Annotated in this window: 11 protein-coding genes; 5 read left to right on the top strand and 6 right to left on the bottom strand. The window is 70.6% G+C overall.

Annotation, left to right across the window (positions count from 1 at the left end; genetic code table 11):
* Window positions 1-98 precede the first annotated feature (98 nt).
* Genes miaB through ACQB60_RS38710 form a run of 4 tightly spaced genes read right to left on the bottom strand, consistent with a single transcriptional unit; the run spans window position 99 to window position 5,890 of the window.
* A complete protein-coding gene (gene miaB, locus ACQB60_RS38725) occupies window positions 99-1,604 on the bottom strand; it encodes a tRNA (N6-isopentenyl adenosine(37)-C2)-methylthiotransferase MiaB (protein ID WP_496930846.1) in 1,506 nt (501 codons plus the stop codon).
* A gap of 37 nt (window positions 1,605-1,641) precedes the next feature.
* Window positions 1,642-2,346: a flavin reductase family protein gene (locus tag ACQB60_RS38720; RefSeq protein ID WP_496930777.1), complete on the bottom strand. Its 705-nt coding sequence runs from the start codon at window positions 2,344-2,346 to the stop codon at window positions 1,642-1,644.
* A complete protein-coding gene (locus tag ACQB60_RS38715) occupies window positions 2,343-4,586 on the bottom strand; it encodes a tetratricopeptide repeat protein (protein ID WP_496930776.1) in 2,244 nt (747 codons plus the stop codon). The genes ACQB60_RS38720 and ACQB60_RS38715 overlap by 4 nt, the downstream gene beginning before the upstream one ends.
* On the bottom strand, window positions 4,583-5,890 hold the full coding sequence (locus ACQB60_RS38710) for a hypothetical protein (protein ID WP_496930775.1): 1,308 nt from the start codon (window positions 5,888-5,890) through the stop codon (window positions 4,583-4,585). The genes ACQB60_RS38715 and ACQB60_RS38710 overlap by 4 nt, the downstream gene beginning before the upstream one ends.
* Before the next feature lie 714 nt (window positions 5,891-6,604).
* Here ACQB60_RS38710 and ACQB60_RS38705 point away from each other — a divergent pair.
* Window positions 6,605-7,600 (top strand): TAXI family TRAP transporter solute-binding subunit, encoded by a 996-nt coding sequence (locus tag ACQB60_RS38705; RefSeq protein ID WP_496930774.1) that lies wholly within the window; start codon window positions 6,605-6,607, stop codon window positions 7,598-7,600.
* Between the two features lie 30 nt (window positions 7,601-7,630).
* Here ACQB60_RS38705 and ACQB60_RS38700 read toward each other — a convergent pair whose 3' ends face one another.
* Together ACQB60_RS38700 and ACQB60_RS38695 are read right to left on the bottom strand one after the other, a co-directional pair.
* Window positions 7,631-9,037: a sensor histidine kinase gene (locus ACQB60_RS38700; protein ID WP_496930773.1), complete on the bottom strand. Its 1,407-nt coding sequence runs from the start codon at window positions 9,035-9,037 to the stop codon at window positions 7,631-7,633.
* 9 nt (window positions 9,038-9,046) lie between these two features.
* A complete protein-coding gene (locus tag ACQB60_RS38695) occupies window positions 9,047-9,748 on the bottom strand; it encodes a response regulator transcription factor (protein ID WP_496930772.1) in 702 nt (233 codons plus the stop codon).
* A 352-nt stretch (window positions 9,749-10,100) separates the two neighbouring features.
* On the opposite strand from ACQB60_RS38695, the gene ACQB60_RS38690 reads away from it, so the two are divergent.
* The 4 genes from ACQB60_RS38690 to ACQB60_RS38675 all read left to right on the top strand — a co-directional run bounded on the left by ACQB60_RS38690 (window position 10,101) and on the right by ACQB60_RS38675 (window position 13,676).
* Complete coding sequence (locus tag ACQB60_RS38690) at window positions 10,101-10,877, top strand: amino acid ABC transporter ATP-binding protein (protein WP_496930771.1); 777 nt, start codon at window positions 10,101-10,103, stop codon at window positions 10,875-10,877.
* Between the two features lie 81 nt (window positions 10,878-10,958).
* Window positions 10,959-11,876, top strand: coding sequence for a glutamate ABC transporter substrate-binding protein (locus ACQB60_RS38685; protein WP_496930770.1), 918 nt, complete (start codon window positions 10,959-10,961; stop codon window positions 11,874-11,876).
* A 193-nt stretch (window positions 11,877-12,069) separates the two neighbouring features.
* Window positions 12,070-12,717, top strand: coding sequence for an amino acid ABC transporter permease (locus tag ACQB60_RS38680; protein ID WP_496930769.1), 648 nt, complete (start codon window positions 12,070-12,072; stop codon window positions 12,715-12,717).
* Window positions 12,714-13,676 (top strand): amino acid ABC transporter permease, encoded by a 963-nt coding sequence (locus ACQB60_RS38675; RefSeq protein WP_496930768.1) that lies wholly within the window; start codon window positions 12,714-12,716, stop codon window positions 13,674-13,676. The genes ACQB60_RS38680 and ACQB60_RS38675 overlap by 4 nt, the downstream gene beginning before the upstream one ends.
* Window positions 13,677-13,861 lie beyond the last annotated feature (185 nt).

Genomic DNA, 13,861 nt, shown 5'->3' with positions numbered 1-13,861 from the left:
GGCGAGCGTGCGTGCCAGGCGTCGCCGGGCAGGCGGGACTCTGCGGACACGGCCTGGGGCCTGTCCGACGGATCAGGCCCTCGTCCGCTCCTCGGGAATCAGTCGCAGCCGCAGCCCGTGGTGGCCGCCGGGAGCGGCTCGGGGACGCCGATCTTCGGGAGCCCGAGCAGCACGCCCGCGGGCTTGGCGGCCTCCTCCTTGTTGCGCTTCTCCCAGGCGTCGCCCGCGCGCGTGCGGCGCACGTCCAAGGCGGCGCCCTCGGCGAGGAGGTGGTGCGGGGCGGCGTACGTGATCTCGACCGTGACCACGTCGCCGGGGCGGACCTCCTGGTCCGGCTTGGTGAAGTGGACCAGGCGGTTGTCGGGGGCGCGGCCGGAGAGGCGATGCGTGGCGCCGTCCTTGCGGCCCTCGCCCTCGGCGACCATCAGCTCCAGGGTGCGGCCGACCTGCTTCTTGTTCTCCTCCCAGGAGATCTCCTCCTGGAGGGCGACCAGGCGCTCGTAGCGCTGCTGGACGACTTCCTTGGGGATCTGGTTCTCCATGGTGGCCGCGGGCGTCCCGGGGCGCTTGGAGTACTGGAAGGTGAACGCCTGGGAGAAGCGGGCCTCGCGGACCACGTGCATGGTCTGCTCGAAGTCCTCCTCGGTCTCGCCGGGGAAGCCCACGATGATGTCGGTCGTGATGGCCGCGTGCGGGATGGCGGCGCGGACCTTCTCGATGATCCCCAGGTAGCGCTCCTGGCGGTAGGAGCGGCGCATCGCCTTCAGGACCGGGTCCGAGCCGGACTGCAGCGGCATGTGCAGCTGCGGCATCACGTTCGGCGTCTCGGCCATGGCGGCGATCACGTCGTCCGTGAAGTCGCGGGGGTGGGGGGACGTGAAGCGGACGCGCTCCAGGCCCTCGATGCCGCCGCAGGCGCGCAGCAGCTTGCTGAACGCCTCGCGGTCGCCGATGTCGCTCCCGTACGCGTTCACGTTCTGGCCGAGGAGGGTGATCTCGGAGACGCCCTCGCCGACGAGGGCCTCGATCTCGGCGAGGATGTCGCCGGTCCTGCGGTCCTTCTCCTTGCCGCGCAGGGCCGGGACGATGCAGAACGTGCAGGTGTTGTTGCAGCCCACGGAGATCGACACCCAGGCCGCGTACGCGCTCTCGCGGCGGGTCGGCAGCGTGGAGGGGAACGCCTCCAGGGACTCGGCGATCTCGACCTGCGCCTCTTCCTGGACGCGGGCGCGCTCCAGGAGGACGGGGAGCTTGCCGATGTTGTGCGTGCCGAAGACCACGTCGACCCAGGGGGCCTTCTTCACGATGGTGTCGCGGTCCTTCTGGGCGAGGCAGCCGCCGACGGCGATCTGCATCCCGGGACGCTTGGTCTTCATCGGGGCGAGGCGGCCGAGGTTGCCGTACAGCCGGTTGTCCGCGTTCTCCCGGACGGCGCACGTGTTGAAGACGACGACGTCCGCGTCGCCGTCCGAACCCTCGGGGGCCTTCACATATCCGGCCCCCTCCAGGAGGCCGGAGAGCCTCTCGGAGTCATGGACGTTCATCTGGCACCCATAGGTGCGCACTTCGTACGTCTTCAAGCCGTCCACTACTCCGAAAGGCACGTCGTTACCGCTCACCCGTCCAGGGTAAGGGCTCCGATCACGTCCCTAGGCGGAATACCTCCGGGGCACCGGCCGCCAGGCCCACGAAGGCGCCGTCGTGGTGGACCAGCGGCGCCCCCGACGCGACGCTGCGGGCCGTGACCACCCGGCCGACGACCAGCGCGTGGTCGCCGACCGGGAGGTGGCTGAGGGGTTCGACGGCCAGCCAGGCCAGCACGTCGTCGAGGACCGGCAGTCCGTGGACGCCGCGGTGCCAGCGGGTGCCGTGGCCGAACTTCGGCGCCCCCGCGCCGCCGAAGGTGCGGGCGAGGTCCTCCTGGCCCTCGGCGAGCAGGTGGACCATGACGTGTGGCGCCGCACGCACCGTCGCCCAGGACGAGGAGCGCAGGCCGACCGTGAAGGACACCAGCGGCGGGTCGAGCGAGAGCGAGGCCAGGGAGGTGGCGCAGAAGCCGACCGGCTGCTCGGCGCCCGCGGTGATCACGGCGACGCCCTTGGCGTGGTGGCGCAGGACCGAGCGCAGCAGCTCCGGCGCCACCTGACCCGGTTGCGGCGCCACCTGACCCGGTTGCGGCGCCACCTGACCCGCTTCCTGCGCCGTCCGGCCCGGCTTCCGCGCCACCACGCCCGCTTCCCGCGCCGCCTCGTCCACGTCCACGCCCTGTGCCACGTCGCCCACGTCCCGTGCCGCCTCCTCGGCCTCCTGCGCCACCTCGCCGGCGGCGGACAGCACCTCCGTCACGCCGCTCCCTCCCCGCGGACCGCGGCCACCAGGCCCCCGGCCCGCGCCCTGATCTCCTCGGCGTGCGGCGAGGTCTCGCCGGGCCCGAAGGCCGCGAGGTGAGCCCGCCAGTCCGCGAGCGCCCCCTCGATGTCGGCAAGGGCGTGCCGGCTGATCCCGCGCCGGTAGAGGAGGTCGGGGTCGGCCCCGTCGGATCCGGCGAGCGCGCGGTCGAGGTCCTCGACGGCGCGGGCGTGGTCGCCGATGTCCTGGAGCGCGATGGCCCGGTTGGCGCGCAGGGCCGTGTCGTCGCCGCCCTCGGTGAGCCGCAGCGCTTCGGAGAGGTCGCCGACCGCCTGTACGGGCCGCCCCGTGGTGTACGCGAGGACCGCGCGGTTGGCCCAGGCGGCGACGTAGGTCGGCGCCCGGCGCAGGGCCGCGGTGTAGCTCTCGTAGGCGGCCTCGGTGTCTCCGGAGTCGGCGAGCAGCGCGCCCCGGGCGGCCAGGAGCGGTGCGCTGTCCGGGTCGAGGCCGAGCCCCCGGTCGATGTCGGCGCGGGCCCGCTCGGTCTCACCGCGCTCCATGTAGAGGTCGGCCCGGCTGATGAGGGACTCCATGTGGTCGGGTTCAACTTCGAGGGCGTAGTCCAGGTCGCGCAGGGCCGCGTCGTCCTCGCCCAGTTCGCGGAGCAGGTCCGCGCGGTTGAAGTGGGCCTCGTGGAAGGGCGGGGTGAGGCGGATCGCGGTGGCGTAGTCGGTGAGGGCCTCCGGGTGGTGGCCGAGGGCGCGGTGCTGGGCCGCGCGTTCGAAGTAGTAGTCGCCGTAGTCGGGGTCGCGGCGGATCACCTCGTCGTAGTCGATCAGGGAGGCGAGGTGGTCCCCTCCGGCGCCGAGGACCTGGGCGCGGTTGTAGAGCAGCACGGAGCGGTGCAGGAGCTGCTCGTGCGGGGCGAAGTCGGCGTCGGTGAGGGCCATCGCCTCGTTGACGAGGGCCAGGGCGCCCTCGGGGTTGGCGCGGTGCAGCTCGACCAGGGCACGGGCGTTGCGCATGAACGACCGTACGAGGATGCGGCGCCCCGGGTTGGGGTGGGCGTCGGCGATGCAGATCGCGGTGTTGACCCAGGCGAGGGCGATGTCCTCGTCGTGGTCCGCCTTGGGCAGGAAGCGGGTGTAGAGCATCGCGAGGAGGTAGGCGGCGCCCATGTGGAGGTCGGTCTCGAGGGAGCCGCGGCGTATCTCCTGGAGGTAGCCGATGGCGTCGTGGCCGCGGCCCAGGTAGCAGAGGCAGGCCGCGAGGCGGTGCGTGAAGTGCCAGTAGGGGTCGGGGCGTTCGGTGCTGGGGGCCAGTCGGCGGCCGCGCTGGGCGAGGTCCACCACCGCCTCGTAGAAGCCCAGGGCGAAGCTGAGGTTGAGGGCCTCGCGGAGGGCGTCGACCCCGGCGCCCTGGGGGTCGCTGCCGTGCTCCAGGTGGTACGGGATCGCGCCGAGGCGCACTCCGGGCTCGTCGAGGGCGGCGAGCTCGGCGGCGCGGGCCGTGTGGCGGCGGGCCCGCTCGCCCGGGGACAGGGCGGCGTACGCCTCCAGGAGGGCCGGTTCGGTGCTGGTGCCGTCGGTGTCGATGAAGAGCTGGGCCAGGTCGCCGTCGCGGGGCGGCTGCGGGGTGGGGCGCGGCAGTCCGGCGGAGCGGGCCGTGTGGGCGCGCAGGCGGCGGCCGAGCGCGTCGTCGGCGGTGCCCGAGCTCTCCGCGACCACGGTGAGCACGGCCGGGTCCGCGCGGCGCAGCAGGATGTCCACCAGATCGCGGTCGGTGGGGTCGGCGGCGTCCAGGTCGCGGAAGGCGAGGACGACCCCGTCGGGGTGCAGGACGCGGGCCCAGTCCAGGAGGAGCTCGGTGACGCCGTGGGCGAGGCGGGGTGCGCGGGTCGCGGGATAGAAGCGGGTGCGCTCCTTGCGGTCGGCCTGGTTGGTGAGGGTCTGCGGCGGGGCGGGCACGAGCGGCGTGAGGTCCGGTGCAATTGCCGTGATCGAGGGCGCCCGCTCGGCCACCAACTCCGGGTGCCGCTCGACGAGTTCGGGCACCACGCGGCGCAGCAGCCGGCCCGCTCCGGTGTAGGGGCCGCGCAGCCTGCGGTGACAGGGCACCTCCAGGTGGGGCCGGGGTGGCTGCGGAAGGGCGCCGTTGCTGGTGGCGGCGTACCCGTCCAGGAGGGCCGGGGCGGCCCAGTGGTGGCGGGGTGCGGCTGCGTCGGCTGACGAGGTCATGTGGGTGCTCCTTCGGATGAGTGCGCGTCGGGGCTGGTGGCTGCGGTGGCCTCGCGGCTACGGCGCGCGGCGCGGTTCTTGGCCCGCCGGTCCCGCACCGTCACGTAGATCAGCAGGCCGATCTCCAGCGAGGTGAGGAGGACGAAGCCGGCCGCGTCGAGGAAGCCGGTGGCCGGGGTCTGGGCGTCGGCGAAGCGGCCGATGGCCATCGACCAGAAGTGCCAGGCGGTCGGGATGGCCGCCCAGGCGAGGCTGGCCAGCGAGAACCCGTAACCGGCGACAAGGAAGGGCGTGTACCAGCGCGCCATGGCCCGGTCCCGCTCGGACCACTCGGTGTCCGGGCGCGGGGGCGGGCGGCGCAGCAGCAGGTGGACCTGCCTGCGCACGTGGAACCTGCTGGCGTTCTGCAGGTTCGTGCACCGCATGGCGTTGGTCACGACGTAATAGAGGTCGGTCTCCAGATAGAACATGAACTGCCAGATCAGCCGCATCACACAGGTGAAGGCGACGGCCAGACAGAGTTTGTGGACCCAGCCGGGAATGCCGGGTTCGTCGAGTGCGACCGACAACAGCGTCAGGGCCGCGACCAGGACGACATCGGCCACCATGCCCGCGAGAAAGGGCAGATACCTTTTGCGGCGCTCGACACTGAGCAGTGAATCGAGCCGGGTCTCGGCGACCAGATAGTAGAGCCGCCGGCCGATCCCGAGAGTCGAGGGAAGTCCCAGCCTGCGCCCGGCGAGGGCATGGAATCCCTCGTGGATCAGAATGCAGGGAATGGCGGCCCCGAACAGCGAAATGGGGATCAGTGAAAGATAGTCCGTGAAGAACAGATGGCGGTAGGAGGGGCGGAGTTCGGGCGCGCGCACCATGGCCACGGCCGCGGCCGCCGTCAGCGCCCCGTAGACGACCCAGGCGACCCGCGAGAAGGCGGCGGCACCGAGCCGCTGCCAGCGCAGGGGCGCCGTGGGCCCGCCGCCGGACGGGTCAGCGGCGGCGGCGGACGGGCCGGCGGAGCCGGGCTCGCCGGGTCCGGCCCTGTCGGTGCGGAGGAACTGCAGTTCCTCGAGGGCCTCGAGGAGGTCGTCCATGTCGAGCTGCTGGCCGCAGGTCCGCTCGTACCAGGCCGCGACCTCGGCGATCGACGACCCGGCGCCGAACATGCGCAGGACCTCGGCGCCCTCCTCGGGGAAGACCGCGTACGAGCCGATGTCCGGCCGGCCGACCATGACGCCGTCGTCCTCGGCCACCATCGTGAGGGGATGCAGGCGGACCGTGCGGCCGCCCGGAACGGTCACGCTCATCCGGCGCGCCTCTCTGCGTGGGCTTTCTGTGGGCTCTGTGCTCACTGCGTGGGCTCTGTCCGTGAGCTCTCCGGGATGCGCTCCGTCCGTGAGCTCTCCGGGATCGGAGCCGGACCCCCACCGGGGGGTCCGGCTCCGACCGGGGCGGGTCACTGTCACTGCTCGGCACAGGCGTAGTAGCAGGCCGTGGTCAGGCGGATCGGACCGGCCTTGCGGATCGACATCTTCGTCATGGGGTTCCCTCCTTTCCGACGCTCGCAATTGAATGGGGCGTAATGCAGGGAGGCAGGCGTCATTTCCACATCGCAGATGAATCGATGAGTCCCCGGGTCCCATACGGGCGACGCTTCCATGGCGCCTCGGGCGAGTGAATTGCCAGCGGCTCGTTCACCGGCCCACGCACAGCATGGAAGGTGTCGCATTCAAATGTCAACGAAGGAATGCGAGGGTCCATATATTGACGAGTCCACGACTTTTGAACATTGGACATAAATTCGCGCCCCGTAAACAGGGGAAGCACGCGGCGCACGACACCGAAAAGCAATTCACACTGAATTTCCGGGCACGCCAAAAGGCCCACCGTGCTCGAATGCGGCTTTCCCCCGCGCCCCTGCCCCGCTGTGCCCCACCCCTACATACGGAGCCGCGGGCCGCCCGGTTCAGTGTGGGTCCGGCCCTGGTCACCGCGGCGCGTGAGCTGGCAGGATCGCGCGCATGTTCCCCGCACTTCCCCGCATCAGCAGGCGCCGCGCTCTCCAGGGCGCGGCCGCGGCCCTCGTGGTGTTCGGCCTGCTGGTGTGGTGGCTGCTGCCTTCGCGCGACGACTCCCCGACCGGCGAGATGCGGTTCAGCACGGGCGTCAAGAGCGGCGTGTACGAGCGCTACGGCAACCTCCTGCGGACGGCCGCCGACCGGGACATGCCCGGGGTCGACGTCCGCCTCCACAACAGCAAGGGGTCGTGGGAGAACGTCTCGCGCGTGGCCACCGGGAAGGCCGACTTCACCATCGCGGCCGCCGACGCCGTGGCGGCATACCGCATCGGCCACCGGCCGGGCGCGCGCCGCCTGCAGGGCTGTGCGCGCCTGTACGACGACTACGTCCAGCTCGTCGTGCGGCGCGACTCGGACATCAAGTCGGCCGCCGACCTGCGCGGCAAGAAGGTCGCCGTGGGCCAGCAGGGCTCCGGGGTCCGGCTGATCGCGGACCGGGTGCTGCAGGCGGCGGGCCTCGGCCTCGGCACGGACATCAAGGCGTTCGACAACGGCATCGACACCGCCCCTCAGCTCCTCCAGAGCGGCGACATCGACGCCTTCTTCTGGTCGGGCGGCCTGCCCACCAACACGGTGCTCCAGCTCTCGGAGCAGTACGACGTCCGCCTCGTGCCGCTCGGCAACCTCGTCAGGGCGCTGCACCGGCAGGGCGGCGCGTCCCGCTACTACCGGGCCGCCGTGATGCCCGCGGACGCCTACCCCCGCGCCCAGCGGGGCACCGCCGTGCGCACCCTCGCCGTGGCCAACCTCCTGGTGACCACGGACCGGACCGACGCCGAGCTCACCGAGCGCCTCACCCGCACCGTGATCGACAGCCGCGACCACATCGGCCGCCAGGTGCACGCGGCCCAACTGGTCGACCTGCGCACGGCGTTGTACACGGACCCGCTCGAACTGCACCGGGGCGCCCGGCGCTACTACGAGTCGGTCAAGCCCTGAGCCCACCGCCCCGGCTCGGCCGGCGCAGCCTCACTCCGCGGGCCCCGTCCGCGGCACCCCCACCGTCACCGTCAGTCCGTGCGGCTCGTTCCGCGCGTACGCGATGCTGCCCCCGCCCGCCGCGAGCAGCGCCCGCGAGATGGAGAGGCCGAGCCCCGAACCCTTGATGTTCTGGTGGCGGGTGCTGCGCCAGAAGCGGTCGCCGACGCGGGCGAGCTCGTCCGCCGTGAGACCGGGGCCGCGGTCGCTCACCTCGACGGTGGACTGCGCGCCGTTCGAGGCGACCGTGACCCGCACCTCCTCGCCCTCGGGTGTGAACTTCAGGGCGTTGTCGATCACCGCGTCCAGGGCGCTGGACAGGGCGACCGGGTCCGCCCAGCCGGTGGTCGCCGGGCACACGCCCGTCAGGCGCACCCCGCGCTCCTCGGCCAGGGCCCGCCACGCCTCGACCCGCTCGGCCGCGAGCTCCCCCACGTCGGTGAGGCGCAGGTCGCCCGTGGAGTGCTCGGCGAGGGCCAGGTCGAGCAGGTCGTCGAGGACCTGGGCGAGGCGCTTGCCCTCCGTCCGTACGGACGCGATCTCCTCATTGCCCTCCGGCAGTTCGAGGGCGAGCAGCTCGATGCGCAGGAGCAGGGCGGACAGGGGGTTGCGCAGCTGGTGGGAGGCGTCGGCGACGAAGGCGCGCTGCTGCTCCAGGACGTCCTGGACGTTGTCGGCCATCTCGTTGAACGACCGGGCCAGGCGCTGCAGTTCCGGGGGCCCGCCGGCGGCCGCGACGCGCGACTTGAGGCTGCCGGTGGCGATGTCGTGGGTGGTGGCGTCGAGGATCCGTACGGGCCGCAGCACCCAGCCGGTGAGACGCAGCGCGGCGCCCACGGCGAGCAGCATGGCCGCCGACTCCCCCGCGGCGATGAGCAGCCAGCCGCGCAGCGTCTTCGAACGCATGTGGCCGGTGGGCGAGTCGGTGACGACGACGGCGATGACGTCGCCGTCCCGGATCACCGGGGACGCCACCACGAGCCGCCCCTGCTGCCACGGCCAGACCTGCGGCGGATCGTGGCTCCCGCGCGAGGTGAGGGCCTCCTCGAAGGCGTCCCGCGTCGCCCCCTCGCGGGGCAGGTACCAGTCGCCCGGGGCGTTCGCCATCGGCACGGTGTCCCGGTAGAAGACGCCCGCTCTGATCCCGTACACCTTGTAGTAGGAGGCGAGTTCCTTCAGGAGCGTGTCGCGCCGCTCGTCCTGGACGATGTCGATGGGCCCGGCCGAGCGCTTGGTGACGAACTGCGCGAGCGAGGCGAACCGGGCCGTGTCGTCGATGCGGTCGACGACGACCTTCTGCTGCTGCGCCCCGGCCACGCTCACGGCGAGCGGGAAGCCGAGCGCGAGCAGCACGCCCGCCATGAGGACGATGAGCAGCGGGAGGAGGCGAGAGCGCACCCGGGCCCGCTACGACGCCGGAGCGACGAGCCGGTAGCCGACGCCGCGTACGGTCTCGATGAGGGCGGGCATGTGCAGCTTGGCCCGCAGGGACGCCACATGCACCTCCAGCGTGCGGCCCGTCCCCTCCCAACTGGTGCGCCAGACCTCGCTGATGATCTGTTCCCGGCGGAACACCACTCCGGGCCGCTGGGCGAGCAGCGCCAGCAAGTCGAACTCCTTGCGGGTCAGTTGGATGACCGAACCGTCCACGCTGACCTGGCGGGTGGGCAGTTCGATGCGCACGTTGCCGAGGGTCAGCTCGCTGTCGGCGGGGGCGGCGGGGGTCGCGGTGGCGGCCTCGGCGGCGGGGCGCCGGATGACCGCGTGGATCCGGGCGATGAGCTCTCCCGTGTCGTACGGCTTCACCACGTAGTCGTCGGCCCCCAGGTTCAGGCCGTGGATCCGGGAGCGCACGTCGGCGCGGGCCGTCACCATGATCACTGGGGTCGCGGTGCGCTTGCGGATCTTGCCGCACACCTCGTAGCCGTCCTGGTCGGGCAGGCCCAGGTCGAGGAGCACCACTCCGAAGGGCTCCGTGTCGGCGGGCAGCAGCGCCTGGAGGGCCTCCTCGCCGCTGCGTGCGTGCTTGACGGCGAAGCCGTGCCGGGCCAGGACCGCGGACAGGGCGGCCGCCACATGGTCGTCGTCCTCGACGAGAAGCAGTCTCATGCGGGCCCCCTCCGGTTCATCGGTCGTTCCGTACCCGCTTCCCAGCAGCCGGTACGCGCGCGTGCGTGCGCGTTTCTCATCGGTACCTCGGTCCGGCATGTCGGATCGGCATGCCGGGTCCGCGCGCGTGCGCGCACCAAGGCATCCACGCCGATCGAGAAGGATCTCGTCAAGGGGGTTCGGGTCACGGACACGTTCCGTTATGCAGCCGGTACGCGGGCCGGGCGTCCCCTTCACGCATAGTGTCCGGTTGCGGCCGGATCGTTATGCTCAATTTCCCCTCAGATGTAATGACGCTGGTCGCACTGCGTTATTACTGTCCTCCCAACCGAGGAGGATGGAGCAACAAGCCGTGACCGAAGCATCGGTGACCAAGGACGCCATACCCGCGGCGGCCGACCTGGTCGTGCTGAAGAACGTCAACAAGCACTTCGGCGCGCTGCATGTCCTCCAGGACATCGACCTGACCATCGCCCGTGGAGAAGTCGTCGTCGTGATCGGCCCCTCCGGGTCGGGCAAGTCGACGCTGTGCCGCACCATCAACCGCCTGGAGACGGTCGATTCGGGCGCCATCGCGATCGACGGCAGGCCGCTGCCCCAGGAGGGCAAGGAGCTCGCCAAGCTGCGCGCCGACGTCGGCATGGTCTTCCAGTCGTTCAACCTCTTCGCGCACAAGACCGTGCTCGAGAACGTGATGCTGGGCCAGGTCAAGGTGCGCAAGACAGGCAAGGCGGAGGCGGAGAAGAAGGCCCGCGCCCTGCTGGACCGCGTGGGCGTCGGCACCCAGGCCGACAAGTACCCCGCACAGCTCTCCGGCGGCCAGCAGCAACGCGTCGCGATCGCACGGGCGTTGGCGATGGACCCGAAGGTCATGCTCTTCGACGAGCCCACGTCGGCGCTCGACCCGGAGATGATCAACGAGGTCCTCGAGGTGATGCAGCAGCTCGCCCGCGACGGCATGACGATGGTCGTCGTCACGCACGAGATGGGCTTCGCCCGCTCCGCGGCCAACCGCGTGGTCTTCATGGCGGACGGCCGGATCGTCGAGTCGGCCACGCCGGACCAGTTCTTCAGCAACCCCCGCAGCGACCGGGCCAAGGACTTCCTGTCGAAGATCCTTCACCACTGACGCAGGACGCCCGTGCCGGGGCAGCATCGCTCCGGAGCCGAGCGTCGATCCGAACCCTGTTGAGAACAAAGGATGTTCACCATGAAGCTCCGCAAGTCAGCCGCCGTCGCGGCGACGATCGCCGCGCTCGCCCTGACCGCCACGGCCTGTGGGGGCAAGTCCGGTGAGGCCGGTGACAAGCCCGAGAGCCCGGGCGGCAAGAACGCTCCGAAGCTGCCGGAGTACAAGGTCAAGACCGGTGTGAAGCTGGACTCGCCGACCCTGAAGAAGGCGCAGAAGGACGGCCAGATCGTCTTCGGCGCCAAGGACGACCAGCCGTACCTGGGCTTCGAGGACAGCGGCGGCAAGCGCTCCGGCTTCGACATCGAGATCGCCAAGATGGTCGCGGCCGACCTCGGCTTCAAGCCCGACCAGATCAAGTTCAAGACGGTCGACTCCGGTGTCCGCGAGACCTCCATCTCCAAGGGCCAGGTCGACCTGTACGTGGGCACGTACACGATCAACGACGAGCGCAAGAAGCAGGTCGGCTTCGCGGGCCCGTACTTCATGGCCGGCGCCGACCTCCTGGTCCGCAAGGACGACAAGTCCATCACGGGCCCCGACTCGGTCAAGGGCAAGAAGGTCTGCTCGATCGTCGGCTCCACTCCGCTCCAGGAGATCAAGAAGCCGAAGTACGGCGCCAAGACCGTCGAGCTCGCCAAGTACTCCGAGTGCGTGCAGCAGCTCCTGAACGACGAGGTCGACGCGGTCACCACCGACGACGCGATCCTCAAGGGCTACGCCGCCCAGCGGCCGTCCAAGCTCAAGGTCGTCGGCAAGCCGTTCACCAAGGAGCCCTACGGCGTCGGCATGAACAAGGACGACAAGGCCCTGCGCAAGGCGGTCTCCGACGCCATCGAGGCGCACCAGAAGAACGGCGACTACAAGAAGGCGTACGAGGCGACGCTCGGCCTGTCCGGCTCGCCGTACTCCGAGCCGCCGGCCCTCGAGCGCTACTGACGCCGAAGCCCGCGTCCCACCTGGTCAGTTGACCAGCCTGGTCACGTGACCGGCCCGGTCACCGGACCCGCCAGGTCACCTGGCCTGCCTGATCCACCGGCAGCACGCTGACCGGCCCCGTGCGCGCCCCTCGCGGCGCGCACGGGGCGTGCCTCCCCGCTGCCCGCCCGCTGCCGCCCACGAGGACTGCCCCGTGAATGTACTGACTGACCATCTATCGGAGTTCCGCGAAGGGTTCATAGGAACGATCCTGCTGACCCTGGCCAGCGGGGCGCTGGCCATGGTCATCGGCGTGATCATCGCCGCCTTCCGGGTCTCTCCGGTGCCGCCGCTGCGGATCTTCGGCACCGCCTGGGTCACGCTCTTCCGGAACACGCCGCTCACGCTGCTGTTCCTGGTCGCCTGGTTCGTAGTGCCCGAGATCTTCATGCCAGGGCTCTCACCGTGGACCAAGGCCCTGCTCGCACTGGGCTTCTACACATCGGCCTTCATCGCCGAGGCGGTGCGCTCCGGCATCAACACAGTTCCCCTGGGCCAGGCCGAGGCCGCTCGATCGCTCGGCATGACGTTCTCCCAGACACTGAGCCTGATTGTCCTGCCGCAGGCCACTCGGACGGTTCTTCCACCGCTCAGCTCCATCTTCATCGCGCTGACCAAGAACTCGGCCATCGCCGGTGCGTTCAGTGTCAGCGAGCTGTTCGGCGTGCAGAAGCTGCTCAGCGACAAGGGCTTCGCGATCGTCCCGATCTTCATCTTCGTCGCCGCCGGCTACCTGATCATCACGTTCACCATCAGCGGTCTCTTCCGGCTGCTCGAGCGACGCATGGAGGTCGCACGATGAGTTCGAGCGTCCTCTTCGACTCACCCGGCCCCAAGGCCCGCGCGCGGAACGTCGTCTACAGCATCGTCGGCTCGCTCCTGGTGCTCGGCCTGATCGGATTCGCGGTCTACCGTCTCTACGACGGCGGCTGGCTGGCGCCGGAGATGTGGGACATCTTCAACTACGCCGATGTCCAGGCCCGGATCCGCACCGGCGTCCTGACCACGCTCAAGGTCTTCGCGGTGGCAGGCGTCCTCTCGATGGCGTTCGGTTCGCTGCTGGCCATCGGGCGGCTCTCCGACCGCCGTTGGCTCAGCGCGATCGTCACCGGCTTCATCGAGCTGTTCCGCGCCGTCCCTCTCCTGATCACGATCTACACCCTGTGGGTGGTCTTCCTCACCTACAAGGAGAACCTGGGCGCCGTCGGTGAGAACCCGGAGTTCTGGGCGCTGGTGATCGGTCTGACGGTCTACAACGGCTGCGTCCAGGCCGAGATCCTCAGGGCGGGCGTCAACGCCGTGCCGCGCGGCCAGGTGGAGGCGGCGTACGCCCTGGGTCTGCGCAAGTCCCAGGTGATGACGACCCTTCAGCTGCCGCAGGCCGTCCGCGCGATGCTGCCGACCATCATCAGCCAGCTGGTCGTCACCCTGAAGGACACGTCGCTCGGCTACATCATCACCTACAACCAAGAGCTCCTGAACACGGCGCGGAAGCTCGCCAACAACACGATCGTCAACGACGAGAACCCGTACGTTCCGGTCGTCATCGTCGTCGGCGCCATCTACGTCGCGATGTGTCTGGCCCTGTCCGGCCTCGCCACCTGGATCGAGAAGCGGGGCCGTCGTGCCAAGACCGGCATCGTGGTCGCCGGGGCCGTCGAACCGGCCGAGGCGCCGGGCGTCCTCGACGCCACCGCGGGACCCGCGGCGGGCCCGGCCAGGCCCACCGGCCCCGACGAGCCACCCACCAAGACGAACTGACGCACCGTCGGGCAGCAAGCCGAAGTCCGGGTGTCATCGCACGGTCAGGCCCCACGTCGCACCACGACGCGGGGCCTGACTGCTGCCGTCGTCACTTGACGCAAGAACCGGCAATGGGTTGCATACGTTCTGTGATCGCGCACCCTCCGCCAACTGTCCCTGCCTGTACGACGCATCAGGCGCCC

It is taken from the genome of Streptomyces odontotermitis, from assembly GCF_050510915.1.
Taxonomy (GTDB): Bacteria; Actinomycetota; Actinomycetes; order Streptomycetales; family Streptomycetaceae; genus Streptomyces.
Note: the sequence above shows the minus strand (reverse complement) of the source record. Positions and strands in the feature narration are given on the sequence as shown.

Coding starts and splice junctions, on each gene's coding strand:
- ACQB60_RS38715 (WP_496930776.1), bottom strand. CDS start 4,586: ATGACCTCGTCAGCCGACGCAGCCGCACCCCGCCACCACTGGGCCGCC.
- ACQB60_RS38710 (WP_496930775.1), bottom strand. CDS start 5,890: ATGAGCGTGACCGTTCCGGGCGGCCGCACGGTCCGCCTGCATCCCCTC.
- ACQB60_RS38705 (WP_496930774.1), top strand. CDS start 6,605: ATGTTCCCCGCACTTCCCCGCATCAGCAGGCGCCGCGCTCTCCAGGGC.
- ACQB60_RS38695 (WP_496930772.1), bottom strand. CDS start 9,748: ATGAGACTGCTTCTCGTCGAGGACGACGACCATGTGGCGGCCGCCCTG.
- ACQB60_RS38685 (WP_496930770.1), top strand. CDS start 10,959: ATGAAGCTCCGCAAGTCAGCCGCCGTCGCGGCGACGATCGCCGCGCTC.
- ACQB60_RS38675 (WP_496930768.1), top strand. CDS start 12,714: ATGAGTTCGAGCGTCCTCTTCGACTCACCCGGCCCCAAGGCCCGCGCG.